The organism is Kribbella sp. NPDC003505 (assembly GCF_040610875.1).
Classification (GTDB): Bacteria; Actinomycetota; Actinomycetes; order Propionibacteriales; family Kribbellaceae; genus Kribbella.
In genome coordinates this window covers 724,616-739,116 of sequence record NZ_JBEXNA010000002.1, presented here as the reverse complement: position 1 = coordinate 739,116, position 14,501 = coordinate 724,616, and the positions used below count along the sequence as shown (strand labels likewise).

At 65.3% G+C, this 14,501-nt stretch carries 17 protein-coding genes; 12 read left to right on the top strand and 5 right to left on the bottom strand.

Going from position 1 to position 14,501, the window contains the following annotated elements; genetic code table 11:
* Positions 1–6: 6 nt before the first annotated feature.
* Together ABZX12_RS07980 and ABZX12_RS07975 are read right to left on the bottom strand one after the other, a co-directional pair.
* On the bottom strand, positions 7–603 hold the full coding sequence (locus ABZX12_RS07980; protein WP_355690920.1) for an alkaline phosphatase: 597 nt from the start codon (positions 601–603) through the stop codon (positions 7–9).
* A gap of 84 nt (positions 604–687) precedes the next feature.
* On the bottom strand, positions 688–867 hold the full coding sequence (locus tag ABZX12_RS07975; protein ID WP_355690918.1) for a hypothetical protein: 180 nt from the start codon (positions 865–867) through the stop codon (positions 688–690).
* 105 nt (positions 868–972) lie between these two features.
* On the opposite strand from ABZX12_RS07975, the gene ABZX12_RS07970 reads away from it, so the two are divergent.
* A complete protein-coding gene (locus ABZX12_RS07970; RefSeq protein ID WP_355690917.1) occupies positions 973–1,821 on the top strand; it encodes an aminoglycoside phosphotransferase family protein in 849 nt (282 codons plus the stop codon).
* 180 nt (positions 1,822–2,001) lie between these two features.
* On the opposite strand, the gene ABZX12_RS07965 is transcribed toward ABZX12_RS07970, so the two are convergent.
* Entirely contained in the window at positions 2,002–2,493 is a 492-nt protein-coding gene (locus ABZX12_RS07965) for a DUF6326 family protein (protein ID WP_355690915.1), read from the bottom strand.
* Between the two features lie 163 nt (positions 2,494–2,656).
* Here ABZX12_RS07965 and ABZX12_RS07960 point away from each other — a divergent pair, with 163 nt between their 5' ends.
* From ABZX12_RS07960 to ABZX12_RS07910, 11 genes are all read left to right on the top strand, one after another.
* The gene (locus ABZX12_RS07960; protein WP_355690913.1) at positions 2,657–3,796 is read left to right on the top strand and encodes a histidine kinase; all 1,140 of its coding nucleotides are present in this window, start codon (positions 2,657–2,659) and stop codon (positions 3,794–3,796) included.
* A complete protein-coding gene (locus ABZX12_RS07955; protein ID WP_355690911.1) occupies positions 3,793–4,452 on the top strand; it encodes a response regulator transcription factor in 660 nt (219 codons plus the stop codon). Before ABZX12_RS07960 ends, ABZX12_RS07955 begins: the two co-directional genes overlap by 4 nt.
* A 271-nt stretch (positions 4,453–4,723) precedes the next feature.
* Positions 4,724–5,131, top strand: coding sequence for a hypothetical protein (locus ABZX12_RS07950; RefSeq protein ID WP_355690909.1), 408 nt, complete (start codon positions 4,724–4,726; stop codon positions 5,129–5,131).
* Entirely contained in the window at positions 5,128–6,186 is a 1,059-nt protein-coding gene (locus ABZX12_RS07945) for a hypothetical protein (protein WP_355690907.1), read from the top strand. Before ABZX12_RS07950 ends, ABZX12_RS07945 begins: the two co-directional genes overlap by 4 nt.
* An 8-nt stretch (positions 6,187–6,194) precedes the next feature.
* A complete protein-coding gene (locus ABZX12_RS07940; protein WP_355690905.1) occupies positions 6,195–7,496 on the top strand; it encodes a hypothetical protein in 1,302 nt (433 codons plus the stop codon).
* A gap of 85 nt (positions 7,497–7,581) precedes the next feature.
* On the top strand, positions 7,582–9,768 hold the full coding sequence (locus ABZX12_RS07935; RefSeq protein ID WP_355690904.1) for a HAMP domain-containing sensor histidine kinase: 2,187 nt from the start codon (positions 7,582–7,584) through the stop codon (positions 9,766–9,768).
* A 23-nt stretch (positions 9,769–9,791) separates the two neighbouring features.
* A complete protein-coding gene (locus tag ABZX12_RS07930; RefSeq protein ID WP_355690902.1) occupies positions 9,792–10,253 on the top strand; it encodes a hypothetical protein in 462 nt (153 codons plus the stop codon).
* A 748-nt stretch (positions 10,254–11,001) separates the two neighbouring features.
* A complete protein-coding gene (locus tag ABZX12_RS07925) occupies positions 11,002–11,223 on the top strand; it encodes a hypothetical protein (RefSeq protein WP_355690900.1) in 222 nt (73 codons plus the stop codon).
* Positions 11,204–11,722 (top strand): DUF6879 family protein, encoded by a 519-nt coding sequence (locus tag ABZX12_RS07920; protein ID WP_355690899.1) that lies wholly within the window; start codon positions 11,204–11,206, stop codon positions 11,720–11,722. Before ABZX12_RS07925 ends, ABZX12_RS07920 begins: the two co-directional genes overlap by 20 nt.
* Entirely contained in the window at positions 11,664–11,996 is a 333-nt protein-coding gene (locus ABZX12_RS07915; RefSeq protein ID WP_355690897.1) for a helix-turn-helix domain-containing protein, read from the top strand. Before ABZX12_RS07920 ends, ABZX12_RS07915 begins: the two co-directional genes overlap by 59 nt.
* Entirely contained in the window at positions 11,963–12,169 is a 207-nt protein-coding gene (locus ABZX12_RS07910) for a hypothetical protein (protein ID WP_355691328.1), read from the top strand. Before ABZX12_RS07915 ends, ABZX12_RS07910 begins: the two co-directional genes overlap by 34 nt.
* Before the next feature lie 13 nt (positions 12,170–12,182).
* Here the strand turns inward: ABZX12_RS07910 and ABZX12_RS07905 are convergent, their stop codons facing one another.
* Together ABZX12_RS07905 and ABZX12_RS07900 are read right to left on the bottom strand one after the other, a co-directional pair.
* Complete coding sequence (locus tag ABZX12_RS07905) at positions 12,183–13,073, bottom strand: aminoglycoside phosphotransferase family protein (RefSeq protein ID WP_355690896.1); 891 nt, start codon at positions 13,071–13,073, stop codon at positions 12,183–12,185.
* On the bottom strand, positions 13,070–14,206 hold the full coding sequence (locus ABZX12_RS07900) for a hypothetical protein (RefSeq protein WP_355690894.1): 1,137 nt from the start codon (positions 14,204–14,206) through the stop codon (positions 13,070–13,072). The genes ABZX12_RS07905 and ABZX12_RS07900 overlap by 4 nt, the downstream gene beginning before the upstream one ends.
* Positions 14,207–14,501 lie beyond the last annotated feature (295 nt).

Genomic DNA, 14,501 nt, shown 5'->3' with positions numbered 1-14,501 from the left:
GATCGCTCACCTGCCCTGGAGTACGTCGAACAGGTGGGTGTGATCGTTCGTGCCGAGAACCGCCTCGGCACCCGGTCCGTTGGCCCAGACCGGCACGACAGCGCCGGTGTGCTGCTGACTCGGACCGCTCGCGACCGGCGCCTTGCCGTCGCCGCCGAACCCCGCCGTACCGTAGGTCAGCGTCAGCGTTTGACCGTCCTTGGTCGTCAGGTTGGTCGAGTAACCGGTCGGCAGGCCGGTCGTGTGCGAGTGGTCCGCGGTGACGACGACGAGCATGTCCGGGTGCGTGTTCTGGTAATCGAGCGCGACACCGATCGCCTTGTCGAAGTTGACCGTCTCACCGATCTGGCCGCAGGCATTCGTGGCGTGGTCCTGCTTGTCGATCGAGGCTCCCTCGACCTGCAGGAAGAAGCCCTTCTTGTTCTCCAGCAGGCTGATCGCCTTCGAGGTCATGTCCGCGAGGCTCGGCTCGCTCGCCGGGCGCTGGTTCTCCTGGCAGGACTGCGCCGCGCCGCCCTTGCCGAGCGCGGCGGCCGGGCCGCTCCACTCCAGCGACATGTTGCTCTTCTTGAACAGACCCAGCACCGGCTTGCCGGCCTTCACCGACTTCAGCCCGGCCGCGTCGGCGACGTACTGGACGCCGTTCGCCTTGGCCTGGGTCGACCACGTGTCGACCTTGTGATCGACCTACTGCTCCGCGATCGACCCGAGACCACCGGCCGCCTTGGTCTCCTTCGGGCAAGCCGCCATGTCGGCCAGGAGGAAGAAGATCACGTTCTTCGGCCCGCGCTGCGGCTGCCGGTTGTGCTTGCCGGCGTCACCGGCCTGGGCAGAGTCGAACGCACCGCTGGCGGCGGCCGAGGCCATCCCCGGCCGCGGCAATCACCAGGAGACATGCGCGCCGCCCGGAGGCTGTCTCACTAGGCTGACGGCATGAGCCTCGACATTCCTGACCAGGTCCGCAGAACGGTCATGGCCGACGGGAACGACTCTTGGCTCGACGAGCTGCCAGGCTTGGTCGACTCGCTCGCGCAGGAGTGGTCTCTGGTGATCGGCTCGAGCTTCGGGGGCGGTCACGCCGCGCTGGCCGTCGAGGTGAGGCTCGCCGACGGAACCCCTGCGGTCCTCAAGATCGGCGTGCCAGGTCGGGACATCAGGCACGAGGCCACGGCGTTGCGCCTCGCAGACGGGGCGGGATGCGCCAAGCTGCTGGGCGAGGACCTGGGTCGACAGGCCCTTCTGCTGGAGCGCCTCGGTGCTCCGATGTACGACGTCGTGGCCGACCCCACAAGCCGCCACAACCTGCTGTGTGACGTGGCGGTTCGCCTGTGGCGTCCGATCGCTCCCGACATCGACCTGCCCACCGGCGCGACCTTGGCCGCGCAGTACGCCGACCGGCTGCCAAAACTGTGGGAGCAGGCGGGACGACCATGTTCACCGGCCACCGTGAAGGACGCCCTGACCTGCATGAACCGCCGTCGCGCCGCCCACGACGACCGGACCGCGGTCCTGGTCCACGGCGACATCCACGAAATGAACGCCCTCCAGGCGAGCGACGGCACCTACAAACTCATCGATCCAGCCGGCCTACGCGCCGAACCGGCCTGCGACCTCGGCACCATCGTCCGCTGCAACCCAGACCTCGGCGACGACCTCCGGGCCCGCACCGAGCGACTCGCCTCCCGCACAGGCGTGGACGCCACCGCCATCTGGGAATGGGGCACCATCCACCGAGTCATCAGCGGCCTTTACGCCTGCACCATCAACTTTCAACCCTTCGGCAACCTCCTCCTAGCCGAAGCAGACCGCCTCACCGCATAGCAACCGGATCTCCAGTCTCCCTCTTGACCAGCGACCCACTCAGCGGGCTACCGATGGAGATCACAGGCACTTCCCGCGGGGACGAACTGGCGCTGGACCTGAAGATCCTCGGACGAGAAGCTCACGCCGAGAACTTCCACCGAATCTGGCCGTAGTTCAAGCCTAGGCCCGGCCTCTGGGTCACGGCTGCCGTTGGGCGCGGACGGTGTCGCGGTCCGGGCTGGGCGCCATGGTCGCCGGCGGTGCGGTGCGGGGCCAGGTCCAGGCGTACCGCAGGATGAGGGCGAGAAGGATCAGTTCCAGGACGACGCCGAGGCCGTAGAAGAACAGCCAGGACCCACCCACCACGTTGAATGCCGTGACGGGGACGTAGAGCGCGGCCACGATGAGGTTCGTGATGCGGTTCACCCTGGCGGGCAGCGTCATCGACAGCACGACCATGAGGGCCGGGATGGCCACGAGGGTCAGCGCCGTGGTCGAAAAGGTCTGGGAGAGGTCGAACTCGAAGACCTTGCCGTCGAGGATGTCTTGGATGACGCCAGGCGTGTAGAAATTGAGAATGTCCACATAGGCGTACAGGAACATGAAGCTTGTCCACGCTGCGGCGAGCTTGGCTCTCCCCGGGATCGGCTGGTCTTCCAGTGTGGCGGTGGCGGGTTGACGTGTTCTCATCGTGGGCTCCGTTGTCGTGGTGAGGATCGGTAGGTCCACGATCGCCCGGCCCGGCGGCGGGCGCCTCGGCCTGGAGGCTGGGGTTCGCCTGGCCGATGGCATGGTCTCTCTCTAGTACTTTCGGCGGGTACGCCTAGGCGCGCCCGATCCCTACGCTGGAGCCGTGGTCACTATCCGGCGCTCCATCTGGCATGAGCCGCGGCCTGCTGACGCCCCACCCATCGGCCGGCTCGACTGGCTGCTGGTGGGCGTGCTCGCGGCCGCCGCCTTGGTCGAGGGCATCGCTCGGCCGGGCTTGGCCTGGCGCCCCCTTGTAACGGTGCTCGCCCTGGCGCTGATGGCTGCCCTGCTCTGGCGGCGGAGCCGCCCCCTGATGGCTGCCCTGGTCGGGTGGGGCGTCGCTGGGCTGCTCTCGGTCCTCCAACTGACTACGCACGCCGGGGACCTCGGCCTCGACTCCATGACGGCCGTCCTGATCCTGCTCTACTCCCTGGTGCGGTGGGGCTCGGGCCGGGAGATCGTCTTGGGGACGGCGTTCGTGACGGTTGTCGTCGCGCTCGGGATGTACGCCTCCTCCGCGAGCCGGTCCGAGATTTTCGGCGGGAGCGTCCTCCTGCTGTTGTTCGTCGCCCTCGCAGTGGTGTTCCGCTACCGCGCGGACCTCTGGCATCGCCAACAGCGCGAGATCCGCAATCAGGAGCGGGTGGCGCTGGCGCGCGAGCTGCACGACACCGTGGCCCACCACGTCTCGGCCATCGCCGTGCAGGCGCAGGCCGGCGGCGTGGTCGCGAGCATCCAGCCGGAGAAGGCGGCCGAGATCCTGGCCGCGATCGAGTCTGAAGCGTCGCGAACCCTGGTGGAGATGAGATCCATGGTGCGGGTGCTGCGTGAGGAGGAAGACGTCGCCTACGCACCGCAGCTGGGTGTCGCGGACCTGCCTGCTCTGGCGCGGCCGGACGCGACGCCCACCGTCGAGGTCTCGCTGGACGATTCGTTGACCCGGCTGGCGCGGCCCGTGGATGCCGCGCTCTATCGGCTCGCGCAGGAGTCGCTGACCAACGCCGTACGGCACGCCCGGAGCGCGACCCGTGTCGGGATCGACGTACGTCGGGAGGGCGACGCGGTCAAGCTGCGTGTCACCGACGATGGACAGACCGAGCCGGGGCCGGCCCCGGGGCCCGGGTTCGGCCTGATGGGCATGGCCGAACGCGCCCAACTCCTCGGCGGATCGCTCTCCGCGGGCCCGGGACCTGGGGGTGGCTGGGTAGTCGAGGCCGTGCTGCCGGTGGAGGCGCTGGGATGAGCATCCGTGTTGTCGTAGCCGACGACCAGGACTTGGTGCGTACCGGGTTGGTGATGATTCTCGGCGCGCAACCCGACCTCGAGGTCGTGGGGGAAGCGGCAGACGGGCTCGCAGCGCTCGACATGGCGAACCGGCTGCGTCCCGATGTCCTCCTCGTCGACATCCGGATGCCCGGGCTCGACGGCGTCGAGGTGACGCGACGCCTGGCCGGGCCAGACGTGACGGACCCGATGGCGGTCGTCGTGATCACTACCTTCGACCTCGACGAGTACGTCCTCGGCGCCCTCCGCGCCGGCGCCCGCGGCTTCCTGCTCAAAGACGCCGGTCCGGAGCTCCTCGTGCAGGCCATCCACGCGGCAGCCAACGGGGATGCGCTGATCGCCCCCAACATCACCCGCCGGCTGCTGGCGACCTTCGCCGACCGGGCGCCGGTGGTACCGGCCCAGCCCATCGACCCGCTCACCGACCGCGAGGAGGAGGTGCTCGCACTGGTGGCAAGGGGCCGGACCAATGCCGAGATCGCCACTGAGCTCTTCGTCGGCCTGAGCACGGTCAAGTCCCACGTCGCATCGCTGATGACCAAACTCGGCGCACGCAACCGCGTGGAGATCGCGATGTGGGCCCACGACACCAGACGCGTGAGAGCAAATTGGTAGGTACAGATCGCAGCGTAGGTGCCTGGGGTTCATGAGTGCGGCGGTCGTCCACGCGTACAACAACGGCGCCCACCAGTGTCCGGCGCCGGGCACGGAATGAATGGAGATGCTCAGGAGCTCTCCGTCCACGATATGTACAAGCGTTCGCTCGGTGTGGGTTCTCCGCGATCGACCGCCGTGCGAGATTTTAACGGCTCCAGGCAGTCTTGCAAGCCCCGTGGTCGTCGTCGCACAGTCTCGGGTCTGGCGTGCGAGCTGGTGCAGTGAGACATTGGAGTTGCGCGTCGATAAGGGCGCGGTGCGTGGGGGGAATCCAATGGACAATTCAACGATTGAGCTGCGCTTTGCGCGCGGCGACGCGGGAGCCGACACGATTCAGGCGGCGGTCGATGACATCGTCGCAGAGTTGAAGGACCCATCGAGCGAAGCGTCGACAGCGGTTCAGCAAGCAGGTGTCGACCTGCAGGAAATTACCGACCTCAAGGTCGACGTCAAGGAAGGTGCGCAGGGGCTCGAGCCTTTTGTCACCCCGATCTTGATCGGCATCACGGTCAGCGTCGGGTCCAAGATCGCGGAGACATTGTGGAAGGAGGTGATCTGGCCCCGGCTGCGGCGCCGCCTCGGCGTGAACGTCTTGCAGGAGCAGCAGAATGACGGTCCCGAGAGGCCCTCGACATGAGCACGGCGGGTACGTCGCCGTACGTGCTGCTCGAACCGCCACTCTGGCGCAGCCTGCTTGCGCGGGCAGCGATCTTTCGGTCTGCCAGGGCGGCGTTGGCGCGCCTGACGATGGCGACGGAGCGCATGCAGGCCGTGCAACTCGTCCTCATCGAGCTCGATCTTGCGGCACGGAAGCTTGCAGACCTGAACTGCGACGACGACACGGCCGTCGAGACCCTTGCGCGCGATTGGCTTGCGGTCATCACTCAGACGATTGACGGGAAGCCCGCCGGACCGGACGAGCGGCAGTTGTTGATCGAGCTACAGACGTTGGTCTCTGCCGCCAGCGTCGATGACCCGTTCGGCGAGCTGTTCGAAGCCGTTCAAGCGCAGGCCGAAGCGTTGTACGGCGCTGGCTGGAGGCGGTCACGATTGTCGGTGGCCCACATGCTCAGTCATCCGCGAAATGCGGACCTGGCCGCCGATCCCTACGCCGTGACAGCAATGACCCCCTGGCCCCCCGATGCGCACTCGCCCGAGGTCGAACTCCGGATCTTTTGCGACAAGTTCGGGCCCGCCGCGTATGCGGCCGTGCCTATGGTGCTAACCCACGAATTCGTCTGTCACGTTCCGGCGCACCAGGACAAGGCCAAGAACGACAGCGATTTCGCCGAGGGTTTTCTCGACTGGGCGGCCTACTACTTCCTGGACCAGTGGGCATCCAAGATCGACGCGCAACTTGCTCCCGCCGCGCGTCAACACGCAGAGCGTCTCAAGGCCGTGCTGGAAAGGCGCCCCGAAGCGCCTGAGGTCCACGCACGGGCGATCGGCCATATGGCTGCAAGGTGCTTGATCGCTTGGCTGGAGCGGGATCGCGGCCTCAGCAAGGACGAGAGCATCGCTCGTGTCGCCCGGCTCGCAGTTCAGCTCAACCTCGTCGATCGGCCGCTCGACGTGAAGGACCACTTCGTCGGCCTTCTGAGCTGGCAGGATCCGCCGCCACCGCTCGCGGAAGCCCTGCGGAGCTGGGTGGCGGATCCAACCAAAGCAGAGCGGCTGCTCGAGGTCATGTGAGGTGCCCGATGTCAACGAACGCAGGCATCATGGCAGCCGCGCTCGCCTTACAGGAGTTCACGCTCACACAACTCGCGGCGTATTGCAGGTCTGAACCCGCTGAGATCTCCGAGGTCATGGAGTCCCTCCGGCCGCTCGTCGAGCGATCAGCCGGGAACACCGCCGAAAGCCCGGATGGCGCTAGCAATTCGCAATTCTGGCACGTCGTACAGAGCGATGCTTTGCGCGAGCTGCTGGCGGAAGAAGGCTCACGCAGTGATACGAGCCGAGCGTCGGGAGTGCTCCGATCTCCCGATTCGCTGGCCAGCCTCCGGCTACTACGGGCCGAGGAGACGTTGGTCGACTGTGCGGCCGAGGAGTCGGCAGATGTGCGTCGCGTGATGGCGATGACGGCGAAGAACTACTTACGCCAGTTCGTTGCCGAAGGCGCAGATCGGCTCGACTGGTGGGCACTCGGCGCGGAGGAGGACGAGATCGGCGCGTCGATCTCGAAGGACTGGGTCGGCAAGGCCCCTCGCCTGAGAGTCGACCTTGCCCTGGCCACCCTCACCGAATCCGAAGCCCTAGGGCACAACGTTCCGGGCGACTTCTTGATCGAGACCGCAGCAGAGGTGTGCGAACTCGGCATCGACATTGATCGGCCGCGTCACCGTACTCTAGCCGAGCGGTTCTTCGATCTCGCAGACCAGCTGACTCGGCGGCCGTTCGCCGGTGCCTCTCGTGTCGAGGCTCCCGAACGGCTGCTTTCAGCAGTCGGCTGGCGTCGAGTTCGTGCCCAGGTCGAGCCCGACGTCGACAAGGCTGCCCAGGAGGCGGTATCGCTGCTCCGATGGCTGGTCGAGAAGACAGATGATCTGCTGGCCGGCTCAGGTGACAGCGATCTCTACCGATTCCTCGGGCATATGCCCGACGGCAGGAACCGGATCGCCGTCTACTCCGACCTGCTCCAGATCGTTCCGAGTCAATATGACTGGCAGCCGGAGGACGAAGTTGTCCCGGGACTCCTCGTCGAGGGTCTCGCCGACAGCAAGGCTGCTGTCCATCTCGAGCAGTGCGCGAACGTCTTGGAGGCCAGCCTTGCTCAGACACCGTTTCAGAGTGACTCAGCTCTGATCGGGCTCGCAGCCCACGTCTTCCAGGATCTGGCTGCCCGCGGCGCATTGGTGGACAGGGAGGTACTGCCAAGGTCAAACAGGGCGCGTGTCGATCTCCTGGGCCTGGCCGACGTGCGGGCTCGTACGACGGCGCGTACGGTCGCCGGGCCCAATCAGTCGGGCCCCGCCGACTGGCTCTATCGCGGAGAGATCTGACGTGGCCACCACGTCGACCTCGTGGCTTCAGCGACTCGTCCGGGTCGCTCTTCGGGGCGACCCGTCGAAGGGACTGGACGAACTCATGGAGATCTTCGGTCAGTCGACCCGGGCATCGTCGGTGATTCTGTGGGAAGCCGCCCGAAACAACGTCGCCAACCCTGCTCCGTCAGTCGTCGCGGTCTGGCCAAGGGACGGGACGTCGATGGTCAGGATGCCGAACCGTGCGGACCCCACGACTCTTTCCGCCTTCTCCCATCGGACGCTGGCAATCTCCCCTGCCGGCGAGCCGGGCGGCGACGCCTCTCCAAACTCAACTGTCGCCGCACTGCCCATCGACTTCCTCGACGGCAGCGTTGGTGTTCTGACTCTCTGCGGCAGCGGTGAGAGACTCACCGACTCGTTCGACGTCGCCGCTGACCTTCTTGAAGTGCTACCAGAGCTGCTGAGTGTCGTGCGGGATCGCAAGACACTGGACCTCGTGAATGTATGTGACGCTCTTCTCCGGGAGGCAGAGTTCGAATCATCCCGTCAGCCACTGAACAGAGAGCTGCTTGTCAGCTACCTCACCAAGGTGTGTCATGCGATTGGTGCCTCTCTGAAGTGCGCCGACGTTTCGATCTACCTGCGAGAAGGCGGCGACGCCCCGGACTCTCTCACCCTCGTAGCGACGTCCTCGGCACATCGCAACCAGGATCCAGGCAGCTGGCGGCCCACAGGTCTGGTCGGAAAGTCCGTCGAACGCGGTACGCCTGATGTGGCCACCTCGACCGGAGACTTCGGCCTGTCGCCCGGCAGCAGCCTGCCACCCGGCGAGTTGGATAGTAACCGGACACTTATGGTCGCACCGCTGACGACAGGGGAGGATATCTGGGGCGCCATCAGTTGCAGCCTGACCTACGGTCTGCCATCTCACTTCACCCAGGCGGACGTGTCACTCCTCGTCCCGATCAGTTCTCAGATCGCACAACATTGGAGCAACTGGCTGCAGCGGCGAACGATCGCCCTTGAAATCGACTCGTGGCGCCGTCTCGCCGCCGCGATCACAACCCTCAACAAGTTGGTCGCGGACGAGCTGCGACGGGAACAGCCGCACGATGATCGCGTCGACGCAATGGCCACAAGCATCGTCCAAGACGTGGTTCAGGACTGCGTCGGCGCACGTGTGCTCCGCACGACGGCATCCGGCGGAAGCAGATCAAGACTGGCTGTCGCCTTCCACACCCCAACTCCCGTCGATCATGAAAGACTGCTCGCCGGGGCGCCACCCTACGAAACCCCACTCGCAGACGTGGTCCATATGTCGAAGTCTCAACGGATCGCAACCGACGCAGAAACGTTGTCCAGCGAGGGGCTGACAGCAGCCGCTCATTGGCTCATCGGAACACCCATCAGCGTTGGCGAGAAGTTCTTCGGAGTGTTGGAAGCCTTCGGGCCTTCGCGAGACGTACCAGCGAACTCTCCGCAGGTTTGCGAGATCGTCGGGGACCAGCTCGGTCTCTACCAGCACCTGCAGCAGAGCCTGCAACGGCTGCGCGAGGCACGCCACCGCCTCGAGGTCACCAACAGGGGCCAAGCGCAGGCACTGGAGGACCTCGAACACCAACTTGTCAGCCCACTCCTGGCGGCTACGAGCCGAACGGATCGCGTTCTCCAGGTCGGACGGTTCGACAGCAGGACCGAGGCCCAACTGCGGGCTGTTCGCGGTCTCTGCCGAAGAGCCAGTCGCGTCGCGCTGTCAGCAGGAGTCTTCGCGGCATTGAGCAAGGGCACGCACCCCCGGCCGAAGATGGAGACACACAGCGGCGACGACCTGCTGAGGCTCCTGATCGCCGCCGCGGATGACGCGCAGATGCTGAGCAATCCGCGTCGTCGTATCCGCTTCGACGTCGCCCGGGAATCAATTACTGCGCTCGGCCGGCGAGTCGTGAACATCGACAGGGCATTCTTCGAACAGTGCATCGGAAATATACTCGACAACGCCGCAAAATACAGCTACGAGGATACGAGAGTCAACATTTATGGTGCCGTTGCACCGAACTCCTTCACCATCCATGTAGTGAATACGGGTATCCCCCTACAAGATGAAGAGGCAGTTCTTTGCCTTCAGCGCAACTGGCGTGGCACGCTGGCCCGAGCCTCGACTGGCGAGGGGTCCGGAATCGGCCTTTGGATCGTCGACAACCTCATGCGGTCGATGCAGGCGCGCATCGACCTCGCCCCGACAGGCGACGGGACAACAGTGCGACTCGTCTTTCCGCTGACCTACTAGACCCAGCGCCGAAGGAGCTGCAGATGGCCGCATACATTGTTGTCGTCGAGGACGACTTCCTGCAAGAGGGCCCACTCGAGGAGTACCTCGCAGACACCTTCCCGACCGCGAGGATCGAGACACTCACCACCGAGAGCGCGTTTAGAGAACGCTTCCCGGACTTCCGGCAGACGAAGCCCGATATTGTCATCATGGACGTCATGCTGAGATGGGCCGTGCCGAGCCCGAAGATGACACCGCCACCGCCCGACGTGATCGACGGCGAATATTTCCGCGCCGGACTTCGATGCGCGGAGCTACTTTCAAAGGATGAGGCGTTGAGCAGGGTCCCGGTGATCGTATACACAATTCTCGAACGTGGTGATCTGGAGAGCAGCGGCGAAAGCCTCCGAGAAATCAGCGCCTACCTACGGAAGAGCGCCGACCTCGAGATGCTCGCAAGAAAGATCCGCGATCTCGTTCCTCCCGACCGCCTGGCGAACTGAGACCGGCAACTGCTTCATTGGCCCGCGCATACGAGCGCATGGCGAGGCTGCTCCCGTCGCCCTACGGCGCTCATGCGTTGAAGTCGAAACACTCCGTCAAGGCAGAACCTCGCCTGTATTTGAATCCAGGATCTTCTTTCGGTTCATCCGCTGCGGACGCCGCGGCCGTAGTGCCGCGGAAACAGTGGTCCAGCAAGCGTGGAGGCGGGCGGAGCCGAGCGACAGACCAGCCGCGTAGCACGCGGGTCGCTCCGCTTCCCCGGCGAGGCGGCCCGCCCGGAGGCGCTCCGCTTTGGCTGTTCGGGAGGCCGTCTGTAATGCGGCGGTCGTTCGCAGGCGCCAGCTGCCCGCACCGCGCCGGCGCCAGCCGGCAACGGATGCTCCGGCGCTGAGCCGGGGTGGGTGGAGCGCGCATAGCGGGTGCGGGGGGAGCGAAGCGACCGGACCGCCTGCGTAGCACGCGTGGGTCTGCTTGACTCCCCCACAACCACTTACCTACCGGATGCGCATGACTGAGATGGCTCGGGCGATCCCCAGGCGCTGGATTTCCGACGTGCCGAGGTCAAGGATCGTCCGCCCGAACGCGAGTGACCGCAGTCCAGTCGCCGGATGCGTAGAGGCGTAGCTGCTCTCAGGGCAGGCTAACCTACACCCAAACTCGCCTCGCAACATCTCGCAACTACCCTTGACCGCAAGCGGAGGGTAATCACCGGCAATCTATCGCAACGGCCTACAGGGGAGTATGAATATGCACCTCACACTCGTAGCTGGAGATCCGGAGTCGAACCCGAATAACTCACCCACGCTCTACAAGACCGACCGAGGCAGTTGGATCGTGCAGGGTTGGGTCGTCAACGATGCCGACGCCCTCGCTACGCTCAACCTGCCTGAAGGCGAGTCCGCCGTCGAGATCCCGGATCGGATGATCCCGTTCTTCTTCCAGGAGGGTCGTGCAGGAGATAACGTCTGACGATCTGTCGGAGCTGCTGTCGTCGTTCAAGCACTCGGCTGTTCACCTCGAAACCCGCGACGCCTATGGCACCGAGACTGAACTGCCGTACATGGCCAAGTGGGCTCACGGAGAGCCGGATGACTTGGCCTGGCTCAACGAGTGGTGCCAAGAACTCCAGGACCATGTCCGCGCGGGTCGGAGCGTGCGGCGGGCTCGCGTCGTGTCCGAGCCGTTAAGCGACTACCAACGCTGGAGCTACAGCATCGCCCAGCCCATGGTCGACGCCGGTGAGGACATCCGCTGGGTACCCCGGCGGCTGACGTCGACCATCTGCCTGCCAGGCAACGACTACTACCTCATCGACGACCAGCAAGTCGTGTTCCTGCACTACGCCGGGTCCGGCTTGAATGTAGCTTTCACCACCACCACCAACCCGGCCGTGGTCGAGATGTGCCGAGGTGCCTTTGAGGCGGTCTGGGCACTGGCCATCCAGCACCGTGAGTACCAGCCCGTCTGACGCGGCGCGCAAAGCCCAGCAAGCGCTCGGCCTGCGGCTGCGGGAACTGCGCAAAGATGCTGGTCTGTCCGGCCGCGAACTGGCGGTCGCGACAGGCTGGCACTTTACGCGTGTTGCAAGATTGAGAACGGCGTCCAGGGACCGACCGACGCCGACCTCCGCACCTGGTGTGCGGCCTGCTCAGCTGAGGACCAGATCCCAGACCTCATCGCCCAGGCGCGCGCAGTCGAGTCGATGTACATGGAGTTCAAACGGCGGACCCGCGCCGGCATGAAGCAGGGGACGCACCGCGCGACCTACGACGCGCTCGTCTGCGCACGGCTGCTCTCTCATCTCGCGACGCCTCCCGGCCGCGCGCCGCTTGCACTCGCTGAGCTGCTGGATGCCACAGTCCGCAAGGCCGCAACGAGCCAAGCGGCGGATGACGCAGCCGCGACCCTCTTCTGAGCCGCGACAGCCGCTACTTGTAGCGGTGCCACAGTTCGTTGGCGCCCGATCTGAGGGTGGCCAGCCGGTGCGCGTGGACCTTCGCGATGTCGGGGCGGTTGCGGAGGTCAGTGATGACGCTGGTGACCAGGACCAGTTCTCGGATGCGACGGAGCGTCGGCCATGAAGGAAGAGTGGTGACGTCCAGGCCGTAGGTGGTGGCCAAGGCTTCGTGGTCTTGGGTGGCGCCGAAGCGGAGGGCGCTAACGGCGGCTACCACCAGGTCGTACGCGAGCGGGCCGATGCTGGTGCCGTCGAAGTCGCACAGGACCAAGCGGCCGGTGAGCTCTCGCAGCAAGTTGCCGATGTAGGCGTCGCCGTGGAGTAGGCCCATCTGGAGGTCCGGCATGAGGGCGCGGTAGTCAGCCTCGATGGCGGCCCACTGCTCGGTGAGCCAGGCGTGGTCGTCGGCCGTGAGGCCGTCGGCCATGGCGAGACGGCTGCGGGCGCTGCTGAACGGGTCCCAGGGTTTGAGGCTGGGCATCGGTTCGAGCTTGTGCCAGCCGAGTAGTGGAGCAGCCAGCTCGGCTCCGGTCCATGCTGGGTTGCTGCTTTCGAGGAGCTTCCAGATCGTGGCTGAGTAGTTCTCGAACAGGACGGGCTGGGTCAGACCAGGCGCGAGCCTTGAAGCGGGTGCGTTGTGGCGTTCCAGCCAGGTGGCGATTCGGGCGACGTGGTCGGCCCGTTGGCTGGCGAGGTCGCCGGCTCCGAATCTGACGACAACACCTTGGCTGGGAAAGCGGTAGACGGCGTTGTTCGTGTACTTGATGAGTTCGGCTTCCTCCGGGAGTAGGCCAGCTTCTTGGCAGATGCCCTTGAGGGCGTGTTTGAGCCGCTGGTCGAGCTCTGGAGACAGATTGGTCATGCGGTGAGTGCCTTCGGCGCGGTTGTACGGACGGTTTCGAGCTGGTGGACCAGGTCCGCAGCATCCGAGTTTTCTGTGTGTTGTGAGGCTGCGGTGCCGATCTCGGCGAGGCGGCTCATACCGCGGCCGCTGCGGAAATGCTGCGTTTCGCTGATCACGTCACGAGCGACGTCGATGCCGGCGTCCAGCTCGTTCGTACGCAGGAGGTTCGTCGACAAGATGATCCGATCGAAGGTCCGGCTTCGACGCGATCTGTCGGGCCCAGATTCGGTGATTGCTTGCTGTGCGAATGCGACCGCGCGTACGGCGTACTCGCGGGCTTGTGCATCGTCTTTCGCGTAGCCCGACAGGGAGTTGTACACCAGTGCCTGATGCCCCGTGTAGTCCCCAGGAGTGAAGTACAGCGTGGTCCATGGGGATACTCGACGCTTATCAGCGCGGCCCATCTCGTGTTCTGCACGCGCGAGAGCATCGATTACATGATCGTGCTTGCCGAGCATCGCGTAGGCCAGGGCTTCGTTGGCGTGGAGTCTCGCGACCTCAGCTGGATCGCCGGCGTCTTGTGCCGCGAGCTGGCCAAGTTGAAGCATCTTCAAGGCCTCCACGGGCTGGGCTTCCTGCATGCTCACCCGGCCGAGGCGGTACAGGATCGACGCGGCCAGCGAGGGCTCGTCCGCGTCCTTGGCAAGCACGAGTGCGTTCATCAGGAAGCGTCGAGCCGCGGCTTGATCACCGATGTCATGGAACGACCAACCCAGCATGCTGCTGAAGTCGGCCAGGGACACTTTGAGGTCCCGGTGCGTGCGCTGATCGGCGGTGGAGTGGATCATCCGCCGCGCATAGCCGTAGAAACCACGTGCAGCGTCGACCGCTGCTCCCCCGCCGTAGCGTTGATCGAGTTTCCGGAACTCGGCGGTCATCGACACGACTTGTTCGACGTCGGTCGCGGAAATCGCCGACGGCACAGAGGCCACACCGCTGGGTACGTCGGGCAGCCACTTTCGAGCCTGCTCATTGACCGCACCGAAGGCCACGCTCGCCACCGCACCGGCGAAGTTCCTGCGGTCGTCGCTGGTCAGTTCGCGCGACTCATCGCTCTCTCCACGGCCAGATGAGCTGTATGCGAGCCCCATTCGTCCACGGGGAATCTCGAATGCATCAGCTATGCGTTCAAGGACGTCGTACGCCTTGACCTGGCGGCCGTTGAGGATCTCTGAGACTTCGCCCTGGGACTGACACGTGCGGGGCACCGATCTGGGTCTGGCTCCAGCCGTGCCGCTGCAGCCAGCGGAAGATGCCTGCGACGTCACGTGACGCCAGGACAGGACGCATCTCCGGCTGATCCCACCAGGAGGACTTGAGCACCGGATGCGTTGCCGTCATCGTCACTCCTTGTCCCTAGGCGGCTCTGTGAAGTTAGCCCGAGCG